This is a genomic window from Actinoplanes sp. NPDC089786 (genome assembly GCF_040684855.1).
Taxonomy (GTDB): domain Bacteria; phylum Actinomycetota; class Actinomycetes; order Mycobacteriales; family Micromonosporaceae; genus Actinoplanes.
The window spans coordinates 1092511-1114618 of the sequence record NZ_JBFBGU010000001.1 but is presented as its reverse complement, the minus strand read 5'-3'; the positions used below and the strand labels follow the sequence as shown (position 1 = coordinate 1114618).

Genomic DNA, 22108 nt, shown 5'->3' with positions numbered 1-22108 from the left:
GGTGGACGACGAGATCACGCTGCGACGTGCCCACTGCACCGACTCCTTCCACGGGAATGGCCTGCAGCGCCCCGCCGACCTGCTGAGGTCCATCCCGCCGGACACGATCGAGGATGTGTACGGCGACGGCGGCGCGGTCACCGACCTGGAACACCACGTCGCCGGCCTGCTCGGCAAGCCCGCCGCCGTCTTCCTGCCCAGCGGCACCATGGCCCAACCGGCGATGCTGCGGGTGCACGCCGACCGGCGCACCACCCGGACCGTGGTCTGGCACCCGTACTGCCACGTCCAGGAGCACGAGAACGGCGCGTACGCCCGGCTGCACCAACTGGTCGGCCGGCCGGCCGGCGCCCGTGAGAAGGTGCTCATCTCGGGTGACCTGAACGGGGTGGCCGAGCCGGTCGCCGCCCTGGTCCTCGAGCTGCCCCAGCGTGACCTCGGCGGCCAACTGCCGGCCTGGGACGAGCTGGTCGCCCAGACCGCCTGGGCCCAGAACCGCGGCGCGGCGGCCCACCTGGACGGCGCCCGGCTGTGGGAGGCGAGCGCCGGGTACGGCCGGCCGGCGGCCGAGATCGCGGCGCTCTTCGACACCGTGTACGTCTCGTTCTACAAGGGCGTCGGCGCGCTGTCCGGGTGCTGCCTCGCCGGCCGTGAGCAGGACATGGCCGAGGTGCGCGAGTGGCGGCACCGGCTCGGCGGCACGCTCTACGGGCTGTGGCCGGCCGCCGCCTCCGCCCTGAACCTGCTGCCCGGGGCGCTGGCCGAGATGCCGGCCCGGATGGAACACGCGCGGGCCATCGCGGCGGCGCTGGCCGAGGCGCCGACCGTGCGCGTGGTGCCCGACCCGCCCCACACGCCGATGATGCACCTGCTGCTGGACACCACCTTGGAGGCGTACACCGCGCGGGCCAAGCAGCTCGCCGACGAGCAGCGCTTCTGGGTGTGGCCGCGGGCCGAGCCAACCGGCGACCCGGACGTGATCCGCACCGAACTGTCGGTGGGCAGCGCGACGCTGCGGCACAAGCCGTCGTTCATCGCCGAGACGCTGGCCTGGCTGACCAGCTCGTAGGCTTTCCGCCGTGGACTTCGAGCAGCAGGTCGCGGCACACCGATCAGAGCTGCTCGCGCACTGCTACCGGATGCTCGGGTCGGTTCACGACGCCGAGGACGCGTTGCAGGACTCGCTGGTCCGGGCGTGGAAGAGCCTGGACAGCTTCGACGGGCGCGGACCGATCCGGCCGTGGCTCTACCGGATCGCCACCAACCGGTGCCTGACCATGCTGGCGAAGCGGTCGCGGCGGGAGCTGCCGGCCGACCTCAGCCCCGGCGCGCCGCTGGCCGAGGTGGCGTGGCTCACGCCGTACCCCACTGATCTTCTTGATCCGGCGGCCACGGCCGAGCAGCGTGAGGGCGTCGAGCTGGCCTTCGTCGCGGCGCTGCACCATCTGTCGCCGGTGCAGCGCGCCGTGCTGGTGCTGCGTGAGGTGCTCGGGTTCTCCGCGGCCGAGGTCGCGTCGCAGCTCGACACCACGGTCGCGGCGGTCAACAGCGGGCTCCAGCGCGCCCGGCACACGCTCGACGCACGCCGGCCCGCGGTCAGCCAGCAGATCGCCTTGCAAGATCCCAAGACCAAGGACCTTGCCGATCGGTACGCGGCCGCGTGGGAAGCCGCCGACGTCGAGGCGATCGTCGGGCTGCTCGCCGCGGACGCGACCTACTCGATGCCGCCGCTGCCGGAGTTCTACCGCGGTCCGGACGCCATCCGGGCGTGGTTGCTGTCGTCACCGATGCGAAATCGGTGGCGATTTCTTCCGGCGCGGGCGAACGGGCAGCTCGCGCACGGCACCTATTGGTGGCAGGACGGCGAATGGGTGTGGATCTCGGTGGACGTGCTGCGGTTCTCGGGCTCATCCATCGTCGAGGTGGTTTCCTTCCTCGGCGCGGATCCCGTGTCCTTCGGACTGCCGCTCAAGGGCGCCTGGCCGCCACCAGGAAGCGATGGGCCGTTGCCTTGAACTGGCCGGTCGTGCGGATCAGCGCGTCGATCCGGCGCAGGTGGCGGTCGTACCGTTGGGTGGAGAAGTCACGCACCTGCCACGGCACGGCGCGGAGCTGGTAGACGATCGCGCCGACGTCGTGGAAGGCCACATCGGGGCGCTCCTCGCGGACATCGGTCACCTCGAGCCCGGCCGACTCCAGCGCCGCGACCGCCACCTCGGCCGTCCAGCGCTTCGAATACGGCGCCGGCGCGCCCAGCGCGGCGTTCAGCTCGGCCAGGTCGTCGCTGCCCACCTGCTGGGTGAGGACCGTGCCACCCGGGGCCAGCAGCCGGGCGATGTCGTCGGCCGGGAGCCGGCCGTGCCGGCTGAGCACCACATCGAACTCGTTCTCGCCGCCCGGCAGCTCGGTGAGCACCGAGACGCCGAACGGGGTCAGCCGGTCGCGGGCCACCGGCGTGTTCGGCGCCCAGGTCTCCACCGCGACCGTGTGTCGAGGCAGCGGCGCCAGCTCGGCGAGCAGCTCACCGCCGCCGGTGTCGAGGTCGAGCAGGCTGCTCGCCCGCCTGACCAGCGGACGAGCCAGAGCGGGGAACGACCAGGACGGGTCGAAGCCGACCGCACGGCCGTCCTGCCAGCCGAACTCCCAGCCCACCAGGGGTACGCCGTCGGCCTCGCCGATCAGCTCGTCATACTCGGGAATCGTCTGCACCGTATGACGGTATCCAGACGTCGGTCGAGATTAGGCCGCAGTTGTGCGTGTTCCCAGGCACGCTCTGGTTACGCCGCGATAACGGCGCCGTCAAGTCCTCGATCAACAATCGACGGTCTTGAAGGTCAGGCTGCGCTTCTCGCCCTCCACCTCGAGCGTGGGATCGCCCGCCGGGCAGTCGACCTTCGCCTCGAACCGACCGCGCGCGTCGCTCTCGGCCACCTCGACGATCTCGCCGTCCAGGATCACGTCGATCTGGTCGTCGGCCGCGAAGCCGGCGCCGCGCACGGTCAGCACGCCGTGCGAGCGCATCCAGCAGCCGGCCCAGCCGAGCCGGATCTCGGCCTGCGCCTTGCTGCCCTTGTTGCCGGTGAGCTTCACCGGAAGGTAGCCGGACGGCACCGCCTTGATCTCGTTCTCCTGCTCGTAGGCGCCGGCCGCGTCCGCCTGGAAGCTGTCGTAGGCCAGGCCGCCCACGGTCAGATCGATCATCTCGTACGGCTTGAAGCCCTTGCCGCTGACCGTGAAGTCGTTGACGCCGCTGCACGGGGCGACCCTGGGCAGGACCGTGGACGGGGTGACCGTGACCTTCCCGGGCGCCTTCGCCGCCTGGTCGGCGGCCCGGGCGGCCTTCGCCCCCGTGTTGGCGGCCTGGGCGGCCGCTTGCGGCAGCGCGAGGATCGGCAGGACGAGAGCCAGGCTGAGCAGCAGCTTTTTCACGCCCCGAAAGCTAGTGGGCTTTCCTTGATCACGTGCCGGCTTCGCCCCTTTTACTCCCCCTGGCTGAAGCCGCTCACCTGCAACGGGACCGTGAACGTGGCCCCACGGCAGGCGGCCGGCTCGCCCGGGGCCAGGGCCAGGCCCGCCGGGATGGTGAACGCGCCGATCGTGTTGCGCGGCACGTCCCACTCGACGTCGAAGATGTCCCGGGTCATCGTGACCTTCGGGTCCTTGCAACCGGCGTCCCGATGCTCGTCGTCGGCCACCGCGCCGCCCGGGGCCGGCCTCACGTTGGTGATCCGGATCGGGAAGTCGTAGTCGTTGGTCAGCGTGACGGTCAGATTCCCGGTCTCACCCGCACCCAGCGGCCGGTTGAAGTCGGACCGCCCCCGCAGCGTCAGCTCCACACCGACCCGCGCCCCGGTGTCCGAGCCGGTGATCCTCCAGTACGCCCAGGCCACCCCCGCGTTCACCACGATGGCGACCACTGCCGCCGCGGTGAGGATCGACCGCGTACGGCCGTCGAACCTGCGCATTCCCGACCGTCCCGAATTCGGCTGCCTGACTTCCCACGTGGGCTCGTCCAGTTCCGGCACCACCGCCATGTCATTGCTCTGGTGGACGGTCGTCGTGGTCGCAGGCCGGCTGCTGACATTTCGCATACGGCGAGTTCCTCCTGCGTTCCGGTTCCGATTTTCCTGAGACGACGCCGCCCGGCGAGGGATGTGCACCAGCGGCAGACTCCAGATTCCCTGATGGGGCCCGCTTTGTTGATCGGGATTACGTCCGCAGTAGGCCGCACAATCGCAGTCGTCGCGAACTGACCGGCCTAACCCCAACGGGGGAGGATCCCGAACATGAAACCGGCGGCGGCGCCAACGACAGACCGTTTCCACAGGCCAGGCATGCTGCGGAAAGGCCTTGCCTAGCACTTTGGGCGATCCCGCTCAAACTGCCAGGTGGCTCTTTATCGGCCGCACGTGCATGCGCACCTGCCGGTCTACGGATGATGCGCGAGAGCCGGGATGAATGGAATCAGGCGAGCGTTCGGGGGTCTTTGAGCTTTGAACGGTTATGGCTACCGCACCGGATTACCTCGTCCGTGTCGATGGTGAAAGGAATTCGACACGACGAAGCCCCCGGCGCCATGGGGCTCTTTGTCTCTATGGGGTCTGTGGCGCGGTCCCCGGCGAGGCCGGAGTCTCCTGAACGTCGGGCGGGCTGGGCTCGATCTCGGCCGACGGCGGCTCTTCTTCCTTGACCACCGGCGGCGGCGCCGTCGTCGCTTCCTTCGTCGGCAGGCTCGCCACGGTCGTCGGCGGCTTCACGTCGGCCGTCTCGGCCGGTTTTACCGAAGCCACCGTCGCGGGCGTTGTCGCCGGGTCGGGAACGGCCACCACCAGTGCGGCTTCGCCCGGAGCAACCGTGGCCGGAACACCGGAGAAGTCCAGCGGGTCGCTGCGGTCGCTCTCCTGGCCGACCCAGGCGTGGAACCTCGGGGTGACCGTCCACTTCCACTTGCCGCCCGCGACCTCGGCGGCCTTGAACTTCACCGACTGCGAGTTCTTGCTCGTGCCGGTGACCTCATGGACCACGTCGGGCAGCGGAGGCTTGTTGACGCTGTGTGCGGTGATGACGTAGGCGGTCATGTCGGCGCCCTGCGCGATCTCCTGGGTGCTCCAGCTGACGACCGCGGCCTTACCGTCCTTCTCCACGCTCGGCGTCACGCCTTGCGGCATCGTCGCCGCGCGAGCCTTGACCGACGCCGACACGGGAATCGCCCACTCCGCCTGAGCGGCCACAGTTCCGGCCGCGACCAGACCGGCGGTGACGACCGCGAAGACGACCTTACGTTGGGCGTTCATCGGGCCGCCTGCGATCCGGTCGCCGACAGGACGATGGAGAACCGCGTGCTGGAGCACTTCGGTGAGACGTTCTTCGGCATGGTCACCGGGACCGCCCCATCGAGTTTGGCCCGCGCGTGAGCCTTGACCGTCACCGGCAGGACGCCGTCATAGCCGCCGATGTTCAGGTTGGCCGAGGTGGCCGGGCATTCACGGCGCGACGACGACTTGAGTCGGCCGTCCAGGCTGCGAAGGCGGATGGGGTGCTCCAACTTGTTGACCACCGTCACGCTGATCCGTCGCCGCGCGCCCGGGAAGAGGCCCGTCAGCGAGCCGCCTTCGAGGTCGAAGCTGAGCTTTCCGTAGCTCTGTCCGTGCGCGGAAGGGACCATCTCTTCCGTGGCCCCGCTACGACAACCCGACAAGGCGGTCGAGGCAACAGCACCGATCACCAGGATTGCCACGGCGTCACGCCAGCTTCTCATCATCGTCTCTATCTGCAGAAGCAAAGATGGGCGGGACAGGCGATCCCGTCCCGCCCATGGAAGTCAGTGCGCGGCGATCTCACCGTTCATCGTCGCGGTGACAGTGAAGACCGCGCCGGCACATACCGGATCCGCCGAGTCCGACAGCTTGATGGAGCCCAGGACCACGTTGTTCTTCGAGCCACGCGCGGGAATCACGTCGTCCGGCATGTCGGTGAACGTCAGGCCGGCCTGGCTCTGCCCACATCCGGTCTTGTTCGTCGAGACCGATCCGACGGCGATGCTGTTGATCTGAACGGGGTAGTCGTTCGCGTTGTTGACGGTCGCCGCTTTGACCTGGACGCTCTTCCCGGGGTAGAGGCGGGTGGCGTCGGTGTTGCCGAGGTCGACCGTCACGGAGATCGGCTGGATGGTGGAAGACGCGGCGACGACCGTGCCAGAGCCGTTGAACCAGCCGGCCGCGTAAGCGAACGCCGCGCCACCGGTACCGACAGCGAGAACGGAAGCGGCGATGATGGCAGCGGCCCGCTTGGTGATCTTGCGCATCTGAGTTCCTCCAGGAACCGGGTTCGTGCTTCCCGCGAACGCAGCGGGAAGCTGGCGTTTCGGTGCACTCGCTTGTTGGTGTTCGCCGACCCGGTGATCGGTGCGGCGCTGCGACAAAGATGGCGGAATTCCCGATGCGCTGGCGATAGTGCTTCGGTTTGCCCTATGGCAAACGTGGGTTGGATGGTCCGCTCCACACGGCTTAGCCCGGCCGGGTGAAGACCCATCGGCCGGGCTGGTGAAGATCGATTCCCGGGCAGGCCGCACGAGCCCAACCACAGACCTGCTGGCTGGGGAAACGCACGGCTATCAGGTTTGGCCGCCACTCTCAACACGAGGCGGCTGGGAAGATCATGGGAACACCACGAAAATGGGGTTCGGCGTTAGCTTTGTGTGAAGCGATCACGGCGAAAGTCGAACAGATCAAAGGGACGCGACACGCCAAATTCTCTGCTTGCTCCCTAATGGGGTAAGCCGGAACGGCGGCCGCGTCCCCTGAAAGATGCTTCGCGCGATCGCTTCTGTCAGGCGGGAGGCAGCCAGGCGTTGGTGTCGGGGTTGCCTCCGGTACGACCCTTCTCGCCCTTGTCCAGGGACGTGATGGCCGCCATGTCGGCTGTGGCGAGTTCGAAGTCGAAGATCGCGGCGTTCTCGCGTACCCGTGACTCGGTCTTGCTCTTGGGGAAGATGATGTCGCCGCGCTGGATGTGCCAGCGGAGGACGACCTGGGCCGGCGTGCGGGACACCTCGCGGGCGATGGACTCGATGGTCGGGTCGGTCAGGACCTCGCCCTGGGCGATCGGCGAGTAGGCCTCGGTGGCGATCTCGTTCTCGGCGCCGTACCCGCGGGTCTCGTCGTTGGTGAAGTAGGGGTGCACCTCGATCTGGTTGACCGCGGGGCGGATGTCGGTCTCCGCGCGCAGGCGGCGCAGGTGGTGCGGGGTGAAGTTGGAGACGCCGATCGAGCGGGCGCGGCCCTCGCGGTAGAACTCCTCGAGCGTGCGCCAGGTCTGCACGAAGTCGCCGTCGTAGAGGGTCGGCAGCGGCCAGTGGATCAGGAACAGGTCGACGTAGTCGGTGCCGAGCGCGCTCAGCGTGCCGTCGAAGGCCCGGCGCGCGTCGTCCGGCCGGTGGGCCGCGTTGCTCAGCTTGCTGGTGATGAAGATGTCGGCCCGGTCGTGGTCGGCCGCGGCGATCGCCTCGCCGACGCCCTTCTCGTTGCGGTACATCTGTGCGGTGTCGAAGTGCCGGTAGCCGGCGTCGATCGCCATCGTGACCGCGTCGCGGGTCTCGTCGGGTGGCACCTGGAACACCCCGAACCCGAGCTGTGGGATGGTGCGGCCGTCGTTCAGGGTGATGGTCGGGATGTCAGTGGTCATGTTCTCCGTCTACCCGAATCGGGGACGGACGCACAGGGAATCGGTAAGACTCGGGTGCATGCCGAGGCGCCGGGACGTGCTCCTCCGGGTGGCCAACGTCAACCCGGACAGCGTGAACACCCACTCCGACCGGGTCCTCTACAACGCGATCGGCGTGTTTGTCCTGCTCTACTTCGTGTACGCGACGGTCGGCGGGGCGGCGTTCGTGGACGCCAGCGCCAACTACACGCACCCGTGGTGGCAGTGGCTGGTCGGGCCGCTGGTGGCGGTCGGCGTGGTGGCCTACGACCGCGCGGTGGTCGGCCGGGTGTCGATCAGCTACCAGAACCTCGACTCGGCCGACCCGCGCCACCTGTTGAAGCGGCCGACGATCGGGCTCTACCTGGGCCGGGTCGGGCTGGCGCTGCTGTTCGCGGTGATCATCACCGAGCCGCTGATGCTGGCGCGCTACCGGGGCGAGATCGACGCGCATCTGAACCGGGTGCACAACGAGCAGATCCTGGCGATGTCGTCGTCGGGTGCGCTCGGGGCGTACGACCAGCGGCTGGCCTCGCTGCGGCAGCGCGCCGCCGAGGACGACGCGGCGGTGGCGAAGCTGACCGTGCAGGCGGTCGCGAAGCGCCGCGACGCCCGGGCGCTGTACCGGCAGGCCCTGGCGGATTCCGAGGGCGACGGGATCTCGCGCAAGGCGGGTTGCCCGGCCGGCGGGGACTGCGACACCCTGGTACGCCGGTCCCGCGCCCTGGACGATCAGGCGGCGGCCCTGGACAAGCAAGCGGCCTCGCTCCGGGTGAGCCAGCAACCGGGCCGGGACGCGCGTACCGAAGAATTGGTCTCGCTCACCCGCCTGATCGCCGACCAGCGTGAGCGGAACGCGGCCGCGATCCGGGCCGACGCCGGCTTCGGCGCCCGCACCAAGGCGATGGCCCACCTGGTGACCAGCGACTTCTGGGGCATCGGCGTGTTCTACCTGGGGATCGCGCTGCTCCTGGTCGCCCTGGACTGCGCGGCGGTGGGGCTCAAATTCGTCTCCCGGGGCAACGCGTACGAGCGGGCCGAGGCCCGCCTGGCCCGCGAGCGCGAGCACGCTGCGTTGATCGCCTACGAGCGTGGGGTCGCCGATGCGCGGGTGTACGGCGAGGCCACGATGCGCGTGGTGGCCGGCGGCGTGGACGCGGCCACCCGGGACGAACAGCTCAACGAGATGGCCACCGAGCGGGCGCGATCAGTGCTCCGCGACAATGTGGCGGCTTATAAGCCTCGATACCGCCACATGTCGACACAGCCCGAACGTCCGGTCGAACGTCTGGCGAATCAGAACCCCGTGCGGACTTAACGCAAGTTGCATCAAGGCGCTACTATGTGCTCCGGCGCATCGCCTGCCCACGCTCTGTTGAACGGCGGTCTGACCGCTCTGGCGAGCTGCGCCGTGCTGACGGGCCCCTGATTCAGGGGCCCGTTTTCGCAGCTCTGGCCCGATCTGTGCCACCCTCGTCCACCGGCCGGAAGGTGCCACCCGAGATGTCACGGAACGGTCACAACATCAACCGAGAGTGATCACGTAGTTCCTGATCCTAATCGGACACCGGCTCGGTGTGCACGGCCGTCGGCTCGGTGATCGTGACCCGGACGACGACCGAGGCCTGCACGGTCTGCACCGCCGGGTCGAGTTCAAGCTCCAGATCGGCCGACTCGGCCTTGGCCGCGAACGCCAAACTCCGGTGCATCATCGGCTGAACCCCGCCGGCGCCCTCGTCAGCGATCTCGACCAGCCGGTCCACCCGAGCGCCGACCGCCGCCGCATACTCCCGCGCCCGCTGCAACGCATCCGCCACCGCCTCGGCCCGCACATCGGCGCCGGCCCGGCTCCCGGGCTTGAGCTGCCACCAGGGCCCCGACACGCTGGCCGACTCCAGCCGCCCCAGCCGCAGCAGCAGATCACCGAGCGCCGCGAAGTCGGTCACGGTCACCGTCGTCGTGGCCGCCCCTTGAAAGGCGACCACCTTGCCACCGCCACGCTTGAGCTCCGGATGAATCTGCACGCTGCCCGACTCACGCCGCTCAATCGCCTCGCCGACGTCATCCAAGTAACTCCGCAGCTCAGCGGCTCGCTCGGTCAGCCGCTGCAACACAACTTCCCGGCTGCTCTCCCGCGCCGACACGGTCACCGACACCACCGCCTGCTCCGGCGGCACCTCCCGCATCGCTTCGCCCCGAACCGTCACGGTCGCCTGGTCGCCCGCTCTCTCCGCCATCCCCCGAACCTACCGGGGCTCCTTCTTCCCCACGCCAAGGCCGTCTTCTACCAGCAAAGGCCAAACCCGGTATGAGTACGTGCACAGCAAAGCCCTGTCATCGAGGCGGGCCAGGAGATCCAAGCTCTCCGCGCCCCGCCGCCGGGTCGTCCCGGCCGGTCCCGCCTCTGTCCCGGCCGTAGCCCGTCGATCGGCTCGGAACAAATGACATCCCCGCCGCCGGACCGGCCGGCTCTGCTCACGAGTCGCGGGCTCGGGCGCGAACCCAGTGACGGGTCTTGTCAGCTACGTCGCCGGGGCGGGGTCAGTGAAGGCGACGGCCGGGCCGGTCACGTGCGGGAGCGGCGGACCGCCATCGTGACCGCGCCGCCCGCGATGATCAGCAGGAGCACACCCGCGGCGATGAAGACCAGGGGCGGGATGCCGCCCTCGTCGGTGTCGCTTGACTGCACGGGCGGGGCCGCGGCGGGAGCGCCGGCGGGTGGGGACGCTGGCGACGACGACGCGGGCTGGGGGGCGGTCAGGGCCTTGACCAGGTCTATCTCGCCGTGGCCGTAGAAGTCGTCTCGGCCTTTGTCGCCCTTGTCGTCGGCGGTTCCGGTCAGGCGGTCGACCACCTGCTGGGCCTTCAGGTCGGGGTATTTGGCCCGGATCAGGGCCGCCGCGCCGGAGACCACGGCGGCTGAGTTGCTGCTGCCGAAGCCGTTGCGGTAGGAGCCGGCCACGCCGGCCTGTTCGATGTCGACGCCGGGGGCGACCAGGTCGACCTGGGCGCCGTGCTGGGAGAACTTGGCCACCTTGCCGTCCCGGCCGATCGCGCCGACGCCGATCACCTCGGGGTAGGCGCCTGGGTAGTCGGGGGCGTTGCCCTTGTCGCCGGTGTTGCCGACGGACGACACCAGGACGACGTCGGCCTCGGCGGCCTCGCGGATCGCCGAGTGCAGGGTTTCCGAGTCGGGCAGGCCGAAGGACATGTTGATGACCTGGGCGCCGTTCCGCACCGCCCAGCGGATGCCGTCAGCGGCGAACTCGGGGTCGGTGGCGGGGCGGATCGGCAGGATCTTGGCGGCGGGGGCGATGCCGACCAGGCCGCGGGTGCCGCGCCCGCGGGCCGCGATGATGCCGGCCATGCCGGTGCCGTGGCCCTCGGTGTCGGCGTTGCCCTTGGCGCCGGGGCGGGTCGTGTTGTTGCCGGCCAGCACCGCGCCCTTCAGGTCGGGGTGCTTCGCGTCGACGCCGGTGTCGAGCACGGCCACCACCACGTCGGCGCCCTTGCTGATGCGCTGGGCCGCCGCCACGTTCAGGGTGTCGAGATACCACTGCTTGTCGCGGACCGAATCAGCCCGGGCCGGCGCCGGACCGGCCAGGACCAGCGCCGCCGCGGCCAGGGCGGCGCCGGTCCGGCGTACCGAGCGAATCACCCGCGGTAGCCGCCGATCACGTTCGGGCCGGGGTCGTGGCGCGGGGTGCCGGTCTCCGGCTTGATCACCGGCGCCACCCCGGACTCGACCTCCCACGGGTTGTCGGGGTCGAAGCGCTTGCCCTCGGGCCCGTCCTCCTCGCGGTGGCCGCGGCGGGAGCCGGACAGCGCGTTCTGCGACGACACGTTCCGGCCGCCGTTCGGCTCGTCGGGCGGCAACCAGGACGGGCGCGGCGGCTTCTGACCGGTGCGGGCGCCGGCCGCCGTGCTGCGACCGACGTTGCCCGCCGGCAGGTTGCCGGCCCGACCCGCTCCCCCACCGCTGCGGCCGACGTTCTCGCCGATCACCGCGCCGGAGGGCAGCGCGCCACGGCCACCGCCGCGGCCCACGCTCTGGAAGTTCGTCGACATCGGCGGCTTGGTGCCGCCGGTGGTGGGGCCGGAGCCGGAGATCGACGGCGGCACGCCACCGGGAAGCGGCCCGGGCAGGAGCGGCGGCGGGCCCGGCGGGAGCGGCTGGCCGATGATCGGCGGCACACCGGGCGGCGGAGGCGGCGGAGGCGGGGCGATCGGCGGCGGACCGGGCAGGGGCGTGACGCCGGCGAGGTCGGGGCCGCCGCCACCGGGCCCACCGGAACCGCCGCCCACGCCAGAGCCACCACCGCCACCGGGGCCGGAGCCCGAGCCGGAACCGCCGCTCGGATCAATGGGATCCATGCCCGGCATCGGCGGCACCGGGTCATGTGGCACCGGAATATCCGAATGGCCGGAACCGGAACCGGAACCGGAGCCGGAACTGCCGCCCGACGAACCGACCGAGCCGGAACCGCCGCCGCTGCCGACCGGGCTGAAGCGCGTGTTCCCGTCGCCCGCGGTGTTCTCGCGAGGCGGCGTGTAGCCGGACTTGGCGGTCGGGTCCATCTTGTATTCGTCGGGCACCTTGATCGACGGCACGTTCTGCTCGACGACCTGCTCGGCCTGGATCATGACCCGGCGGGCCTTCTCGTCGATCTCGTCCTCGGCGTTGTCGAACCAGCCGGGGACCCAGTCGTCGTTCTTCTCCCGATATTCGTCGTACAGCGGCTGCATCTGGTTCTTCGCCTGACGCAGCGCCTCGAGGATGTTGGCCAGCCCGTCGGCGGTGGCGTCGGCGTCCTGCCGGGCACCATCCATCTTGCTGAGCAGGTTGTCGAGCTCGTTGACGAACGCGTCGGCCGACAGGTTCTGTTCCGGCGGCCAGGCGGCGATCAGCGCCTCCTTGGCCGCGAGCAGGCGGCTGCGGTGGTCTTTCACCGCCGTGGCGATGTCACCCCAGGTGGCGACCTGGCGCCAGGCGTCGGGGTCGTCTTCCTCGGCCACCATCGCCCACAGGCGGGGAGTGTTGAACGAGCCCCAGGCCGTACACCAGCTCGAGGTCAGCGGCGCGTCGCTCACACTGCCCCCTCGATGCCCTTGAACTGCTCGAACGCCTTACGGTGGGCCTCGTCGGTGGCCGAGCGCAACATCGCGTTGACCCGTGCGGCGGCCTCGGCGTTGTTGGCGTCGACGGCGTCGAACTCGCGGGCCACGATCTCGGCCGCGGCGGCCATGATGCCGGCGGCCTCGACGTAGGCGTTCAGATTGCGGATGTGGGTGCTCATCGCCTGGGAATAGCGGGTCTTCGCCGCGTGCACGGCGCCGCTCGCGTTCTTCTGCCCGAAGTTGACGCCGGACAGCGTCGTCGCCGCGCGGCTCACCGCCGGGCGGAACACCTCGTCGGCCTCGAACCGCACGTCCTTGGCGAAGTTGTTGAGTTCGCCGGTCTCCACATTGATGGAGGGATCACTCATCGCTGCCTCCCCGTGATCGCCGTCTAGCTGGCAACGCATCGAGGGTAACCGCAGCGTGGAAGGTGTGGGTACCCGTGCCGGGCCCACTGTGGATAACCCGGTGGATCAGGGGGCGAGACATTCCGCGGCGGCGGCGACCCGCTCGTCCGAGGCGGTCAGCGCGACCCGCACGTGACGGGCACCGGCCGGGCCGTAGAACGCCCCCGGAGCTGCGAGAACGCCGCGCTCGGCGAGCCACTGCACGGTCGCCCAGCAGTCTTCGTCCCGGGTCGACCAGAGGTAGAGCCCGGCCTCGGAATGATCGATGCGGAATCCCGCACCGAGCAGCGCCTCACGCAGGATCACCCGGCGGGATGAGTACCGGGCGCGCTGCTCGGCCACGTGGTTCTCGTCGCCGAGACCGGCCACCATCGCGGCCTGGACCGGCGCCGGCATGATCATTCCGGCGTGTTTGCGGACCGCGAGCAGCTCGCCGACCAGCGCCGGGTCGCCGGCCACGAACCCGGCGCGGTAACCGGCCAGGTTGGACCGCTTGGAGAGCGAGTGCACGGCCAGCAGCCCGGTGACGTCGCCGTCACACACCTCGTCGGCCAGGATCGACACCGGCACGGTCTCCCAGCCCAGCGTCAGATAGCACTCGTCGCTGACCACGGTCACGCCGCGCTCACGCGCCCAGGCGACCACCTTGCGCAGGTGGGCGACGGGCAGCACCTTGCCGGTCGGGTTCGACGGCGAATTGATCCAGAGCAGGCGTACGCGCGGATCGGGTCCTAGGGCGGTCAGCGAGTCGGCCCGGACCGCCGTGGCCCCGGAGAGCTGCACACCCACCTCGTACGTCGGGTAGCAGACCTCCGGAATGGCCACCACGTCTCCGGGGCCGAGGCCGAGCAGGGTCGGCAGCCACCCGACCAGCTCCTTGGAGCCGATCGTGGGCAGCACGCCGACCGGCGCCGTGGTGGCACACGAACGGCGTACCCAGGAAGCCATCGCCTCCCGCAGCGCCGGCGTGCCGGCGGTCTGCGGGTAACCCGGCGCATCCGACGCCCCGGCCAGCGCGGCCCGGATCGCCGGCGGCACCGGGTCGACCGGCGTGCCGATGGAGAGGTCGACGAGGCCGCCGGGATGTGCGGAAGCGACCTTCTTGGCCGGCTCGAGCAGGTCCCAGGGGAAATCCGGCAGCTTCGACGACAGCGGCAAGGTCAGTGCTCGCCGTTCAGGCCGGCCGGCTGGGCGGCCACGAACGTCGCGTCCTTCTCGACCTTGCCGGTCTTCGAGGCGCCACCGGGCGAGCCCAGGTCCTCGAAGAACTCGTAGTTGGCGTTGGTGTAGTCCTTCCACTGCTCCGGGACGTCATCTTCGTAGAAGATGGCCTCCACCGGGCAGACCGGTTCACAGGCGCCGCAATCCACGCACTCATCGGGGTGGATGTAGAGCATCCGATTGCCCTCGTAGATGCAGTCGACGGGGCACTCTTCGATGCACGCCTTGTCGAGCACATCGACGCAGGGCTCAGCGATGATGTAGGTCACGGCAGTGATTTCCCTTCTGGCCCTTCGGCAACCCAGCCGCGGGCGATGCGGCAGCAATGCAAAGCCTAGTATCTCGCCGGAGGGAGGTCGCGCGTGCTCCGACGGCAGGATGTGGGACACCGGGTGGTGGTGCGCCGAATTGTAGGCGTTTCTGCCGATAGGACGCTGTTCTCCGACGCCCTCGGGGAGCTTGTGGACCTGACCGAGACGGATCTCACCATTGCGACCGCCCAGGGCACCGTACGCGTACCCCTGCACGAGGTCCACCGGGCCAAGCGCGTGCCCGCCGCACGCCGCCCGCCGGCCGCCGACGTCATCGGGCTGGAACTCGCCGCGAACGACGCCTGGCCCGCTCCGGTGCAGGCCAGGCTGGGCAGCTGGATCCTGCGGGCGGCCGACAACTGGACCGGGCGGGCCAACTCGGCGCTGGCCGTCGGCGACCCCGACCGGACCCTGGAGGAGGCCATCGACGCGGTCGTGCGGTGGTACGCCGACCACGGCCAGCGGGCGCTGATCAACGCGCCGATGCCGCTGGCGTCGCCGGTGAACGCCGCCCTCGACGAGCGCGGGTGGTCGGCGCGGCCGCTCACGCTGGTGCAGACCGCCACGCTGGCCCGGCTGCTGACCGATCCGGTGCGCCTCGATCTGCCGCCGGTCGCGCTGGCCGACAGCCCGTCCGACGACTGGTACGCGATGGTCGCCGACCACAAGGGCACGTTGCCGACGGCGGCGAAACGCGTGCTCACGGGCGTACCCGAAACGGTTTTCGCCCAGGTCCGGGACGCTCAGGGTGACCTTCTCGCGGTCGCACGGGGAACCGTGACCGGCGTGCAGCGCTGGCACGGCGTGGCGCTGCTGCAGACCGCGCCCACCGCCCGACGCACCGGCCTGGCCGCGCATGTCGTCCGCGCGATGGCCCAGTGGGCCGCCCAGCACGGCGCGACCAAGGCCTACCTGCAGGTCGAGGAGCGCAACGCCGCGGCCGTCGCCCTGTACGGCAAGCTTGGCTTCGCGACCCACCACACCTACCTCACCCGCGAGGAACCGGTTTAGGCTTACTTGAGACTTCAAGGAGCCCCGTCATGACCCGACCCGCCGGCGCCTACGACGCCCTGCTCGCCCGCGTCCTGCCCCAAGCCCGTGACCAGCGCGTCTGGGAGCCCGCCGACGGCCCGCTGCCGGCGCTGTTCGTCAGCCACGGCGCCCCGCCCACCCTCGACGACCCGCAGTGGCTCGACGACCTGCACGCCTGGGGCCGCTCGATGCCGAAACCGCGCGCGATCGTCGTGGTCTCGGCCCACTGGGAGAACGCCCCCGTCACGATCTGCGGCGCCGCGGCCGGCACCCCGCTCTACTACGACTTCGGCGGCTTCCACCAGCGCTACTACACGTTGCCGTACGCCACCCCCGACGCCACCGACCTGGCCCGCCGCGTGGCCGGCACGCTTGGCCCGGTCCACCACGACCCCGGCCGCGGCCTCGACCACGGCGCCTTCATCCCGCTGATGGCCATGTATCCCGCCGCCGACGTCCCGGTCGTGCAGGTGTCGATGCCCAGCCTCGACCCGTCGGCGCTGCTCACCCTCGGCCGCCGCCTGCGGGCGCTGCGCGACGAGGGCGTCCTGGTGATCGGCTCGGGCTTCATGACGCACAGCTTCGCCGCCATGCGGAATCCGGCGCTGGCCGGTTACACCCGGGCCTTCGACGAGTGGGCCGACGACGCTCTCACCCGCGGCGACGTCGACACGCTGGCCGACTTCCAGGCCAAGGCGCCGGCCGCGCACATCTCCCACCCGACGGCCGACCACTACGTGCCGTTGCTGCTCACGCTGGGCGCGGCCGACGATCCGGCCACGGCGACGTCGACGATCGCCAGCACCCGCTACAACAACTCCATCCGCTCCATCCAGGTGCGCTGACGATCAAGATCAAACGCCGGTCGTAGCGGGGTGGGTGGTACAGACCGCTGCTCCCGATCCTCTCTTCTTGCAGATCAAGAGCCTCGTGTCGTAGCGGGGTGGGTGGTACAGACCGCTGCTCCCGCCGAGGCCGGTCCGGGCGGCCGCACGCTTCGCTTCCGCGGCCGCCCTCCCTGCGACGTGCGTGAGTAGGCGCGCCCGCCGCTAACGCGGCCCTACCACTGCCCAGACCATCGCCGCCGCGCCCGAGCGCAGCCGGCCCGCGTGGAGATCGGCGACGAACCGGTCCAGCAGCGTTCTGTGCCTCGCGGCCTCGTCGTCGGTGACGACGCGGCCGAGGTGGTGCTCGATGACGTCGGCGACCGACGAGGAGATCGCGGCCCGGATCGAGGTGCACCGGGATCAGATGCGCCATCTGCTGAAGGCGACCGCCTCGCCCGCAATCACGATTCAGATCATCCCGTTCTCGTCCGGCGCACATCTGGGAATGCCCGGCCAGTTCTCTATCCTGGAGTTCGCCGAGCCCGACCCGCCGATGGTCTACACCGAGAACGCGAGTGGCGGCCTGTTCCTGGAGGCCGAACAAGACGTCGTCCGCTACCGCGATCACTTCCACCGGCTGACCGCCCAGGCTGTGAGCATCGAGATGTCGAGGCAAATCATCGAGGAGGCGGCGTAGATGGATCTCCCGGACGCCAAGTGGTTCAAGAGCACCCGCAGCGGGGCCAACGGAAACTGCGTTGAGGTCGCGTTTCTCGCCGGCGGTGAGGTGGCCGTGCGCGACTCGAAAGACCCCGATGGGCCGAAGCTGCGGTTCACCGCGGCCGAGTGGGCGGCCTTCGTCGGCGGCGCCAAGGACGGCGAGTTCGACAGCTAGCTCCGCCCGGTCAGGGCTGGGTGCGCTCGCATGTGGCCGGGGCCGGCCGGCCCGGCGCTGACCCACAGGGCCGGCGGCCTGACTGGGCACGGTGTGCCCACCCAAGGTCTACCCGCGCCGGGGGTGGGCGAGCGACCATGGACGCATGCGCGCCGACCTGGGGGAGTTTCTTCGCAAGTGCCGGGCCGACACCAGCCCGGAGGCGGCCGGCGTCCTCGGTCCGCAGCCGGGCCGGCGCGTCCGGGGGCTGCGCCGGGAAGAGGTGGCGCTGCTCGCGGGGGTGAGCGTCGACTACTACACCCGGCTGGAGCAGGGGCGGCACGCCAGCCCGTCCGAGGCGGTGCTCGACGCGCTGGGGCGGGTGTTCCGGCTCGACGCCGCCGGCCGTGCGCATCTGGGCGACCTGGCCCGCCCGGTCCGGCGCGGGGCCGAGCAGGTGCCGCCGCAGCGGGTGCGGCCGGCCATGCACCAGATGATCGCCTCGATGACCGACCACCCGGCCTTCATCGTCGGGCGCCGCACCGACGTGCTGGCGTCGAACAGCCTGGCCCGCGCCCTGATGACCGACTGGACGCGGCTGCCGCCGAAGCACCGCAACTACACCCGCTGGGTCTTCCTCGACCCGGCCGCGCGTGAGCTTTTCCTGGACTGGCCCACGGTCGCCGCCGAAGTGGTCGGCACGCTGCGGCTCTATGCGGGGCGGCACCCGGACGACGCCCGGCTGACCGAGCTGGTCGGCGAGCTGACGATCAAGAGCGCTGAGTTCCGTACGTGGTGGAACGGTCTTCAGGTCCATGAGCGCACCCATGGCACCAAGCGCATGACCCACCCGGCCGTCGGGCCGATCATGATCCGCTACGAGGCGCTGGCCCTGCCCGGCGACGAGGACCAGACCCTGTTCGTCTACACCACCGACCCGGGCAGCCAGTCGCACGACAACCTGCGCCTGCTGGCCCTGTGGGACTCGGGCGAGGTCGGGGAACGGGTCAACCGGTGAGGATCTGCTCCAGCTGGAGGACCGAGCGCTCCTGGTAGACGCCGCCGACCAGGTAGTGGCCTCGGAGGGCGTTGCTGTCCTGCTCGACCAGCAGGTACCACGGGATGCCGGCTTCGGCGTACCCGTGCATCTTGAGGGTGTGGTCGAGGGACGTGCTGACCGGTGAGACCACCTCGACCACCAGGTGCACGGCGGCGGCGTCGACGATCGGGTCGTCGATGTCGATCGGGCCGGTGACCACGATGTCGGGGACGACGATGCGCTGGTCGCTGAGCCGGACCGTGACGCCGACGAGGACGTTGAGGTCGCTCCGGCCGACCCGGAGCGCGCCGGCCAGCGCCTCGATGATCAGCTGGTGGCGGGGGCTCGGGCCGGGGCGGACGACCACGTTGCCGTCCCACATCTCGTTCATGCCAGCAGCTCCCGGATGAAGGTCAGTTCCGCGTCCAGACCGGCGCCGGCCGAGACCAGCAGCGCCGGGTGTGGCAGGTCGGGGGCGAGGGCGTGGTGGGCGTACATCTCGGGGGCGTCGGACGCGCGGCCCAGGTAGCGCTCGGCGAACGCGACCGGCACGTCGTGCCAGTCGGTGATCGGGTCGCGGGCCACGCCGCAGCGGACCTCCTCGGCGCGGCGGGTCACGGCCAGGCCGGCCAGCCAGCCGCCGAGTCCCGTGCCGTGCGCGGCCACCCGGGCCAGGTCGAGGTCGGGGTGCTTGCCGGTGAGGTCCTGGAGCGCGTCGAGGACGTCGCCGAGCACGACGTCGGCCAGCCGGCGATGCACCGCCTTCTCGAAGCTGGGCGCCACTCCGGGCGTACCCCTCGGATCGACGCTGACCACCGCGAAACCGCAACCCGCCCACCAGGCGCGCTCCTGCCACCCGGCCGCGTCCCGGGTCACCTGCTGCCGGCCGGGACCGTCACCGAAGGTGAGCAGCACCGGCAGCCGCGTCCCGTCCACGTGGTCGGGCGGGTAGAGGACGGCCGCGGGCAGGCGCCGGTCGGTCACGCGGGCCAGGATCGGCTGCGGGGAGTACGGCAGCGGCTCCGCGTACGACCGCAGCTGGTGCACGACCTCGTCGCCACGCCGCACCTCGTCGCCGATCACCAGCACGTCCCCGCCGACCGCGGCGGGCCGGGCCGGGCCGAGCCGGGTGGCCGTGGCGCCGCCCCCGCCGAGTGACGCCCGCACCCGGAAGATGTCGCGGGTCGACGGGTCGCCCTCGGTCGCCTCGACGATCAGGTCGGCCCGCGGGACCACCCCGATCACCCGGCGGATGTAGAGCGTGGGCGGGGTGAGCAGGCTGCCGTCCGCGAACAGGCAGCGCGCGTCGAAGCCGTCGTGGGCCAGTTCGCCGCCGACCAGCACCCGGCCGTCCGGCAGATGTCGGGGCGTGCCGGGGATCGGCTCCACCCAGCGCGCGTCGGCCAGCTCGGCGTGCACCTGCGTCTCCCCGGTGCGTGGGTCGACCGACAGCACCAGCCCGTGCTGCTGGAGCCGGCGCAGCACGGTGATCAGCGGGGTGCCGCCGTCCGCCCACTGCACGTCGACCAGGTAGGGATAGGTCTCCCGGTCCCAGTGCACGTCGACCCAGCCGCCGTCCAGGTCGAGCAGGTGCAGGGAGACCGATCCGGCGGTACGAGTGGCGAGCACCTGGGCGCCGTCCGGCGACCACCACCAGCCCCGCCGCCGCCCGAACTCGCGCCCGGCCGGGTCGGTGACGCCCCACCGGACGCCGCCCGGGTCTCGCCAGGAGCTGCCCGCGGGCTCACCGGCCAGCAGCTCGTCGGTGCCGTCGGGGCCGGCGATGCGCAGGCAGTCGCCGGGAGTGACGTATCCGATGGACACCCCGGCCGGGTCGGGGCACGGGTCGATGACCGGCTCGGCGGTGGCCACCGCCTCGACGTCGCCGGTGCGCAGGTCGGCGCGGAACAGCCGGCCGTCGATCGCGTACGCGGCGACCGTGGCGTCTCGATCGGCGCCGAACCGCTCGACCGGGCCGGGCGCCACCTGCTGCTCCACGCCGCCGGCGACGTCGAGCACCCAGAGTGACGCGGCCGCGTCGAAGCGGCCGGCCGAGCGCCGGAACACCACGCGGGCGCCGTCGCCGCCGACGACCACGTCGTGCGGCGCGCCGTGCCGGAAGCCCCCCGTGCGCCCCGCGAGATCGGGAAAGTCCACGGCAACCAGCATCCCTGATCAAGGGCCCTCCGCGCCCGTCCTTGCGCAGTGTTGCCCGTAGAGTTGCCCGGGTGATGGAGGAAGACCCCCGGAGCCTGCTCCTGGTGCACGCGCACCCCGACGACGAGGTGACCGGAACCGGCGCCACGATGGCCCACTATGTGGCCGAGGGTGCGCGAGTCACCCTGGTCACGTGCACGCTGGGTGAAGAGGGCGAGATCCACGTGCCCGAGCTGGCCCAGCTCGAGGCCAAGCAGGCCGACCAGCTCGGCGGCTGGCGGATCGCCGAGCTCGAGCGGGCGTGTGCCGCGCTCGGCGTGACCGACCACCGGTTCCTGGGCGGGGCCGGCCGCTACCGCGACTCCGGGATGATGGGCCTGCCGACCAACGACCACCCGCGCTGCTTCTGGCAGGCCGACCTCGACCAGGCCGCGGGTTACCTGGTGGAGATCATGCGTGAGGTACGCCCCCAGGTCATGATCACGTACGACGACAACGGCTTCTACGGCCACCCCGACCACATCATGTCCCACCGCGTGGCGATGCGGGCGGCCGAACTGGCCGGCGACGCCGCCCCGGCGAAGATCTACTTCACCGCGATGCCGCGCAGCGTCCTGCAGGGCGGCATGGAGGCGTTCCGCGGGCTCGACAACAACCCGTTCGCCGACGTCGAGAAGGTCGAAGATCTGCCCTTCGGGCACCCGGACGAGGAGATCGCGGCCCAGATCGACGGCACCGACCAGTACGAGAAGAAGGTGGCCGCGATGCGGGCGCACGCCACCCAGATCCCGGACAACTCCTGGCTGTACGGCATCGCCGGCGACTTCGGCGGCGAGTTCATGGGCATCGAGTACTTCACCCTGGCCAAGGGCGAGCGGGGCGAGGTCAGCGGCACCCACTCCTGGGAGCGTGACCTGTTCAGCGGCCTGTTCGCGTCGGACCGTCGATGACGGTGTCCGTTTCCCTGGCCCCGACGCAGGAGTCGCCCGAGCCGCCACCACCACCGTCGGACAGCGGGTTGGTGCGGGCGGCCGGGCTCGTGGTGGCGGTCGTGGCGACCGTCGTCACCGCGATCGTCGAGCTCTACCTGACCCCGCTGCGGATCGCCGGCGTGCCGATCGGCGCCTCGGTGCTCTTCGCCGTGGTGGCCAACTGGGCGCTCGCCTGGTTCGTCCTGCACACCACGCGGCGGCGCTGGTCGGTCGGCCTGCCGTGGGTGCTGTGGACCGTGATCATGCTGTTCGCGGCCGGGGCCCGCACCGAGGAGGGCGACTACCTGCTCAGCGGCAGCGACTGGATCGCCCTGGTGATGATCCTGGTCGGCAGCCTGTCCTTCGCGGTCTTCGCGTACCGCATGATCCTCGGCCGCACCCAGCTGTAACTCCCGCATCGCGACCAGCGGACTCCCAGGTTTCACCCAG

The 22108-nt window shown here is 70.8% G+C and carries 25 protein-coding genes; 10 read left to right on the top strand and 15 right to left on the bottom strand.

The window, feature by feature from the left end; all coding sequences use genetic code 11:
* The first annotated feature begins 1 nt into the window (after position 1).
* Together AB0O15_RS05430 and AB0O15_RS05425 are read left to right on the top strand one after the other, a co-directional pair.
* Positions 2-1069, top strand: a complete 1068-nt coding sequence (locus AB0O15_RS05430) for a beta-eliminating lyase-related protein (RefSeq protein ID WP_364314359.1) — start codon at positions 2-4, stop codon at positions 1067-1069.
* Between the two features lie 10 nt (positions 1070-1079).
* A complete protein-coding gene (locus tag AB0O15_RS05425) occupies positions 1080-2015 on the top strand; it encodes an RNA polymerase subunit sigma-70 (protein ID WP_364314357.1) in 936 nt (311 codons plus the stop codon).
* Here the strand turns inward: AB0O15_RS05425 and AB0O15_RS05420 are convergent.
* From AB0O15_RS05420 to AB0O15_RS05390, 7 genes are all read right to left on the bottom strand, one after another.
* On the bottom strand, positions 1969-2709 hold the full coding sequence (locus AB0O15_RS05420) for a methyltransferase (protein WP_364314354.1): 741 nt from the start codon (positions 2707-2709) through the stop codon (positions 1969-1971). The two genes, AB0O15_RS05425 and AB0O15_RS05420, sit on opposite strands and share 47 nt — an antisense overlap.
* Before the next feature lie 102 nt (positions 2710-2811).
* Positions 2812-3429 carry a hypothetical protein gene (locus tag AB0O15_RS05415; RefSeq protein ID WP_364314352.1) on the bottom strand — a complete coding sequence of 206 codons (618 nt, stop codon included), beginning with the start codon at positions 3427-3429 and terminating at the stop codon, positions 2812-2814.
* A 50-nt stretch (positions 3430-3479) separates the two neighbouring features.
* Entirely contained in the window at positions 3480-3965 is a 486-nt protein-coding gene (locus AB0O15_RS05410; protein ID WP_364314349.1) for a hypothetical protein, read from the bottom strand.
* A 627-nt stretch (positions 3966-4592) separates the two neighbouring features.
* Complete coding sequence (locus tag AB0O15_RS05405; RefSeq protein ID WP_364314346.1) at positions 4593-5294, bottom strand: hypothetical protein; 702 nt, start codon at positions 5292-5294, stop codon at positions 4593-4595.
* The gene (locus AB0O15_RS05400; RefSeq protein WP_364314344.1) at positions 5291-5737 is read right to left on the bottom strand and encodes a hypothetical protein; all 447 of its coding nucleotides are present in this window, start codon (positions 5735-5737) and stop codon (positions 5291-5293) included. Before AB0O15_RS05400 ends, AB0O15_RS05405 begins: the two co-directional genes overlap by 4 nt.
* Before the next feature lie 84 nt (positions 5738-5821).
* Positions 5822-6421: a hypothetical protein gene (locus tag AB0O15_RS05395; RefSeq protein ID WP_364314341.1), complete on the bottom strand. Its 600-nt coding sequence runs from the start codon at positions 6419-6421 to the stop codon at positions 5822-5824.
* A gap of 407 nt (positions 6422-6828) precedes the next feature.
* Positions 6829-7683, bottom strand: a complete 855-nt coding sequence (locus AB0O15_RS05390) for an aldo/keto reductase (protein ID WP_364314339.1) — start codon at positions 7681-7683, stop codon at positions 6829-6831.
* A gap of 58 nt (positions 7684-7741) precedes the next feature.
* On the opposite strand from AB0O15_RS05390, the gene AB0O15_RS05385 reads away from it, so the two are divergent.
* Positions 7742-9019, top strand: coding sequence for a DUF4407 domain-containing protein (locus tag AB0O15_RS05385; RefSeq protein WP_364314336.1), 1278 nt, complete (start codon positions 7742-7744; stop codon positions 9017-9019).
* Positions 9020-9257: 238 nt separating this feature from the next.
* Here the strand turns inward: AB0O15_RS05385 and AB0O15_RS05380 are convergent, their stop codons facing one another.
* The 6 genes from AB0O15_RS05380 to fdxA form a co-directional block, all read right to left on the bottom strand.
* Complete coding sequence (locus AB0O15_RS05380) at positions 9258-9938, bottom strand: SIMPL domain-containing protein (protein ID WP_364314333.1); 681 nt, start codon at positions 9936-9938, stop codon at positions 9258-9260.
* Positions 9939-10267: 329 nt separating this feature from the next.
* Positions 10268-11359, bottom strand: coding sequence for a S8 family serine peptidase (locus tag AB0O15_RS05375; RefSeq protein ID WP_364314331.1), 1092 nt, complete (start codon positions 11357-11359; stop codon positions 10268-10270).
* Positions 11356-12792, bottom strand: coding sequence for a WXG100 family type VII secretion target (locus AB0O15_RS05370; RefSeq protein WP_364314329.1), 1437 nt, complete (start codon positions 12790-12792; stop codon positions 11356-11358). Before AB0O15_RS05370 ends, AB0O15_RS05375 begins: the two co-directional genes overlap by 4 nt.
* Positions 12789-13187, bottom strand: coding sequence for a hypothetical protein (locus AB0O15_RS05365; RefSeq protein WP_364314326.1), 399 nt, complete (start codon positions 13185-13187; stop codon positions 12789-12791). Before AB0O15_RS05365 ends, AB0O15_RS05370 begins: the two co-directional genes overlap by 4 nt.
* Before the next feature lie 105 nt (positions 13188-13292).
* A complete protein-coding gene (gene dapC, locus AB0O15_RS05360; RefSeq protein ID WP_364314325.1) occupies positions 13293-14384 on the bottom strand; it encodes a succinyldiaminopimelate transaminase in 1092 nt (363 codons plus the stop codon).
* Between the two features lie 2 nt (positions 14385-14386).
* Positions 14387-14716, bottom strand: coding sequence for a ferredoxin (gene fdxA, locus AB0O15_RS05355; protein ID WP_364314322.1), 330 nt, complete (start codon positions 14714-14716; stop codon positions 14387-14389).
* Between the two features lie 93 nt (positions 14717-14809).
* On the opposite strand from fdxA, the gene AB0O15_RS05350 reads away from it, so the two are divergent.
* The 5 genes from AB0O15_RS05350 (at position 14810) to AB0O15_RS05330 (ending at position 18509) form a co-directional block, all read left to right on the top strand.
* Positions 14810-15769, top strand: a complete 960-nt coding sequence (locus AB0O15_RS05350; protein WP_364314320.1) for a GNAT family N-acetyltransferase — start codon at positions 14810-14812, stop codon at positions 15767-15769.
* A gap of 29 nt (positions 15770-15798) precedes the next feature.
* Complete coding sequence (locus AB0O15_RS05345; protein ID WP_364314317.1) at positions 15799-16635, top strand: class III extradiol ring-cleavage dioxygenase; 837 nt, start codon at positions 15799-15801, stop codon at positions 16633-16635.
* A 349-nt stretch (positions 16636-16984) separates the two neighbouring features.
* Positions 16985-17314 carry a Scr1 family TA system antitoxin-like transcriptional regulator gene (locus AB0O15_RS05340; protein ID WP_364314315.1) on the top strand — a complete coding sequence of 110 codons (330 nt, stop codon included), beginning with the start codon at positions 16985-16987 and terminating at the stop codon, positions 17312-17314.
* The gene (locus tag AB0O15_RS05335; RefSeq protein WP_364314312.1) at positions 17315-17512 is read left to right on the top strand and encodes a DUF397 domain-containing protein; all 198 of its coding nucleotides are present in this window, start codon (positions 17315-17317) and stop codon (positions 17510-17512) included.
* A gap of 145 nt (positions 17513-17657) precedes the next feature.
* The gene (locus AB0O15_RS05330) at positions 17658-18509 is read left to right on the top strand and encodes a helix-turn-helix transcriptional regulator (RefSeq protein WP_364314311.1); all 852 of its coding nucleotides are present in this window, start codon (positions 17658-17660) and stop codon (positions 18507-18509) included.
* Here the strand turns inward: AB0O15_RS05330 and AB0O15_RS05325 are convergent.
* Together AB0O15_RS05325 and AB0O15_RS05320 are read right to left on the bottom strand one after the other, a co-directional pair.
* The gene (locus tag AB0O15_RS05325; protein WP_364314308.1) at positions 18499-18921 is read right to left on the bottom strand and encodes a Uma2 family endonuclease; all 423 of its coding nucleotides are present in this window, start codon (positions 18919-18921) and stop codon (positions 18499-18501) included. The genes AB0O15_RS05330 and AB0O15_RS05325 overlap by 11 nt on opposite strands.
* Positions 18918-20687: a prolyl oligopeptidase family serine peptidase gene (locus AB0O15_RS05320; RefSeq protein WP_364314305.1), complete on the bottom strand. Its 1770-nt coding sequence runs from the start codon at positions 20685-20687 to the stop codon at positions 18918-18920. The genes AB0O15_RS05325 and AB0O15_RS05320 overlap by 4 nt, the downstream gene beginning before the upstream one ends.
* A gap of 74 nt (positions 20688-20761) precedes the next feature.
* On the opposite strand from AB0O15_RS05320, the gene mshB reads away from it, so the two are divergent.
* Both mshB and AB0O15_RS05310 read left to right on the top strand, forming a co-directional pair.
* Positions 20762-21637, top strand: coding sequence for an N-acetyl-1-D-myo-inositol-2-amino-2-deoxy-alpha-D-glucopyranoside deacetylase (gene mshB, locus AB0O15_RS05315; RefSeq protein ID WP_364317065.1), 876 nt, complete (start codon positions 20762-20764; stop codon positions 21635-21637).
* The gene (locus AB0O15_RS05310) at positions 21634-22068 is read left to right on the top strand and encodes a hypothetical protein (protein ID WP_364314304.1); all 435 of its coding nucleotides are present in this window, start codon (positions 21634-21636) and stop codon (positions 22066-22068) included. Before mshB ends, AB0O15_RS05310 begins: the two co-directional genes overlap by 4 nt.
* The last annotated feature ends 40 nt before the right edge of the window (positions 22069-22108 follow it).

Coding starts and splice junctions, on each gene's coding strand:
- AB0O15_RS05410 (WP_364314349.1), bottom strand. CDS start 3,965: ATGCGCAGGTTCGACGGCCGTACGCGGTCGATCCTCACCGCGGCGGCA.
- AB0O15_RS05405 (WP_364314346.1), bottom strand. CDS start 5,294: ATGAACGCCCAACGTAAGGTCGTCTTCGCGGTCGTCACCGCCGGTCTG.
- AB0O15_RS05390 (WP_364314339.1), bottom strand. CDS start 7,683: ATGACCACTGACATCCCGACCATCACCCTGAACGACGGCCGCACCATC.
- AB0O15_RS05385 (WP_364314336.1), top strand. CDS start 7,742: ATGCCGAGGCGCCGGGACGTGCTCCTCCGGGTGGCCAACGTCAACCCG.
- AB0O15_RS05380 (WP_364314333.1), bottom strand. CDS start 9,938: ATGGCGGAGAGAGCGGGCGACCAGGCGACCGTGACGGTTCGGGGCGAA.
- AB0O15_RS05365 (WP_364314326.1), bottom strand. CDS start 13,187: ATGAGTGATCCCTCCATCAATGTGGAGACCGGCGAACTCAACAACTTC.
- AB0O15_RS05345 (WP_364314317.1), top strand. CDS start 15,799: ATGACCCGACCCGCCGGCGCCTACGACGCCCTGCTCGCCCGCGTCCTG.
- AB0O15_RS05340 (WP_364314315.1), top strand. CDS start 16,985: ATGACGTCGGCGACCGACGAGGAGATCGCGGCCCGGATCGAGGTGCAC.
- AB0O15_RS05335 (WP_364314312.1), top strand. CDS start 17,315: ATGGATCTCCCGGACGCCAAGTGGTTCAAGAGCACCCGCAGCGGGGCC.
- AB0O15_RS05330 (WP_364314311.1), top strand. CDS start 17,658: ATGCGCGCCGACCTGGGGGAGTTTCTTCGCAAGTGCCGGGCCGACACC.
- AB0O15_RS05325 (WP_364314308.1), bottom strand. CDS start 18,921: ATGAACGAGATGTGGGACGGCAACGTGGTCGTCCGCCCCGGCCCGAGC.
- mshB (WP_364317065.1), top strand. CDS start 20,762: ATGGAGGAAGACCCCCGGAGCCTGCTCCTGGTGCACGCGCACCCCGAC.
- AB0O15_RS05310 (WP_364314304.1), top strand. CDS start 21,634: ATGACGGTGTCCGTTTCCCTGGCCCCGACGCAGGAGTCGCCCGAGCCG.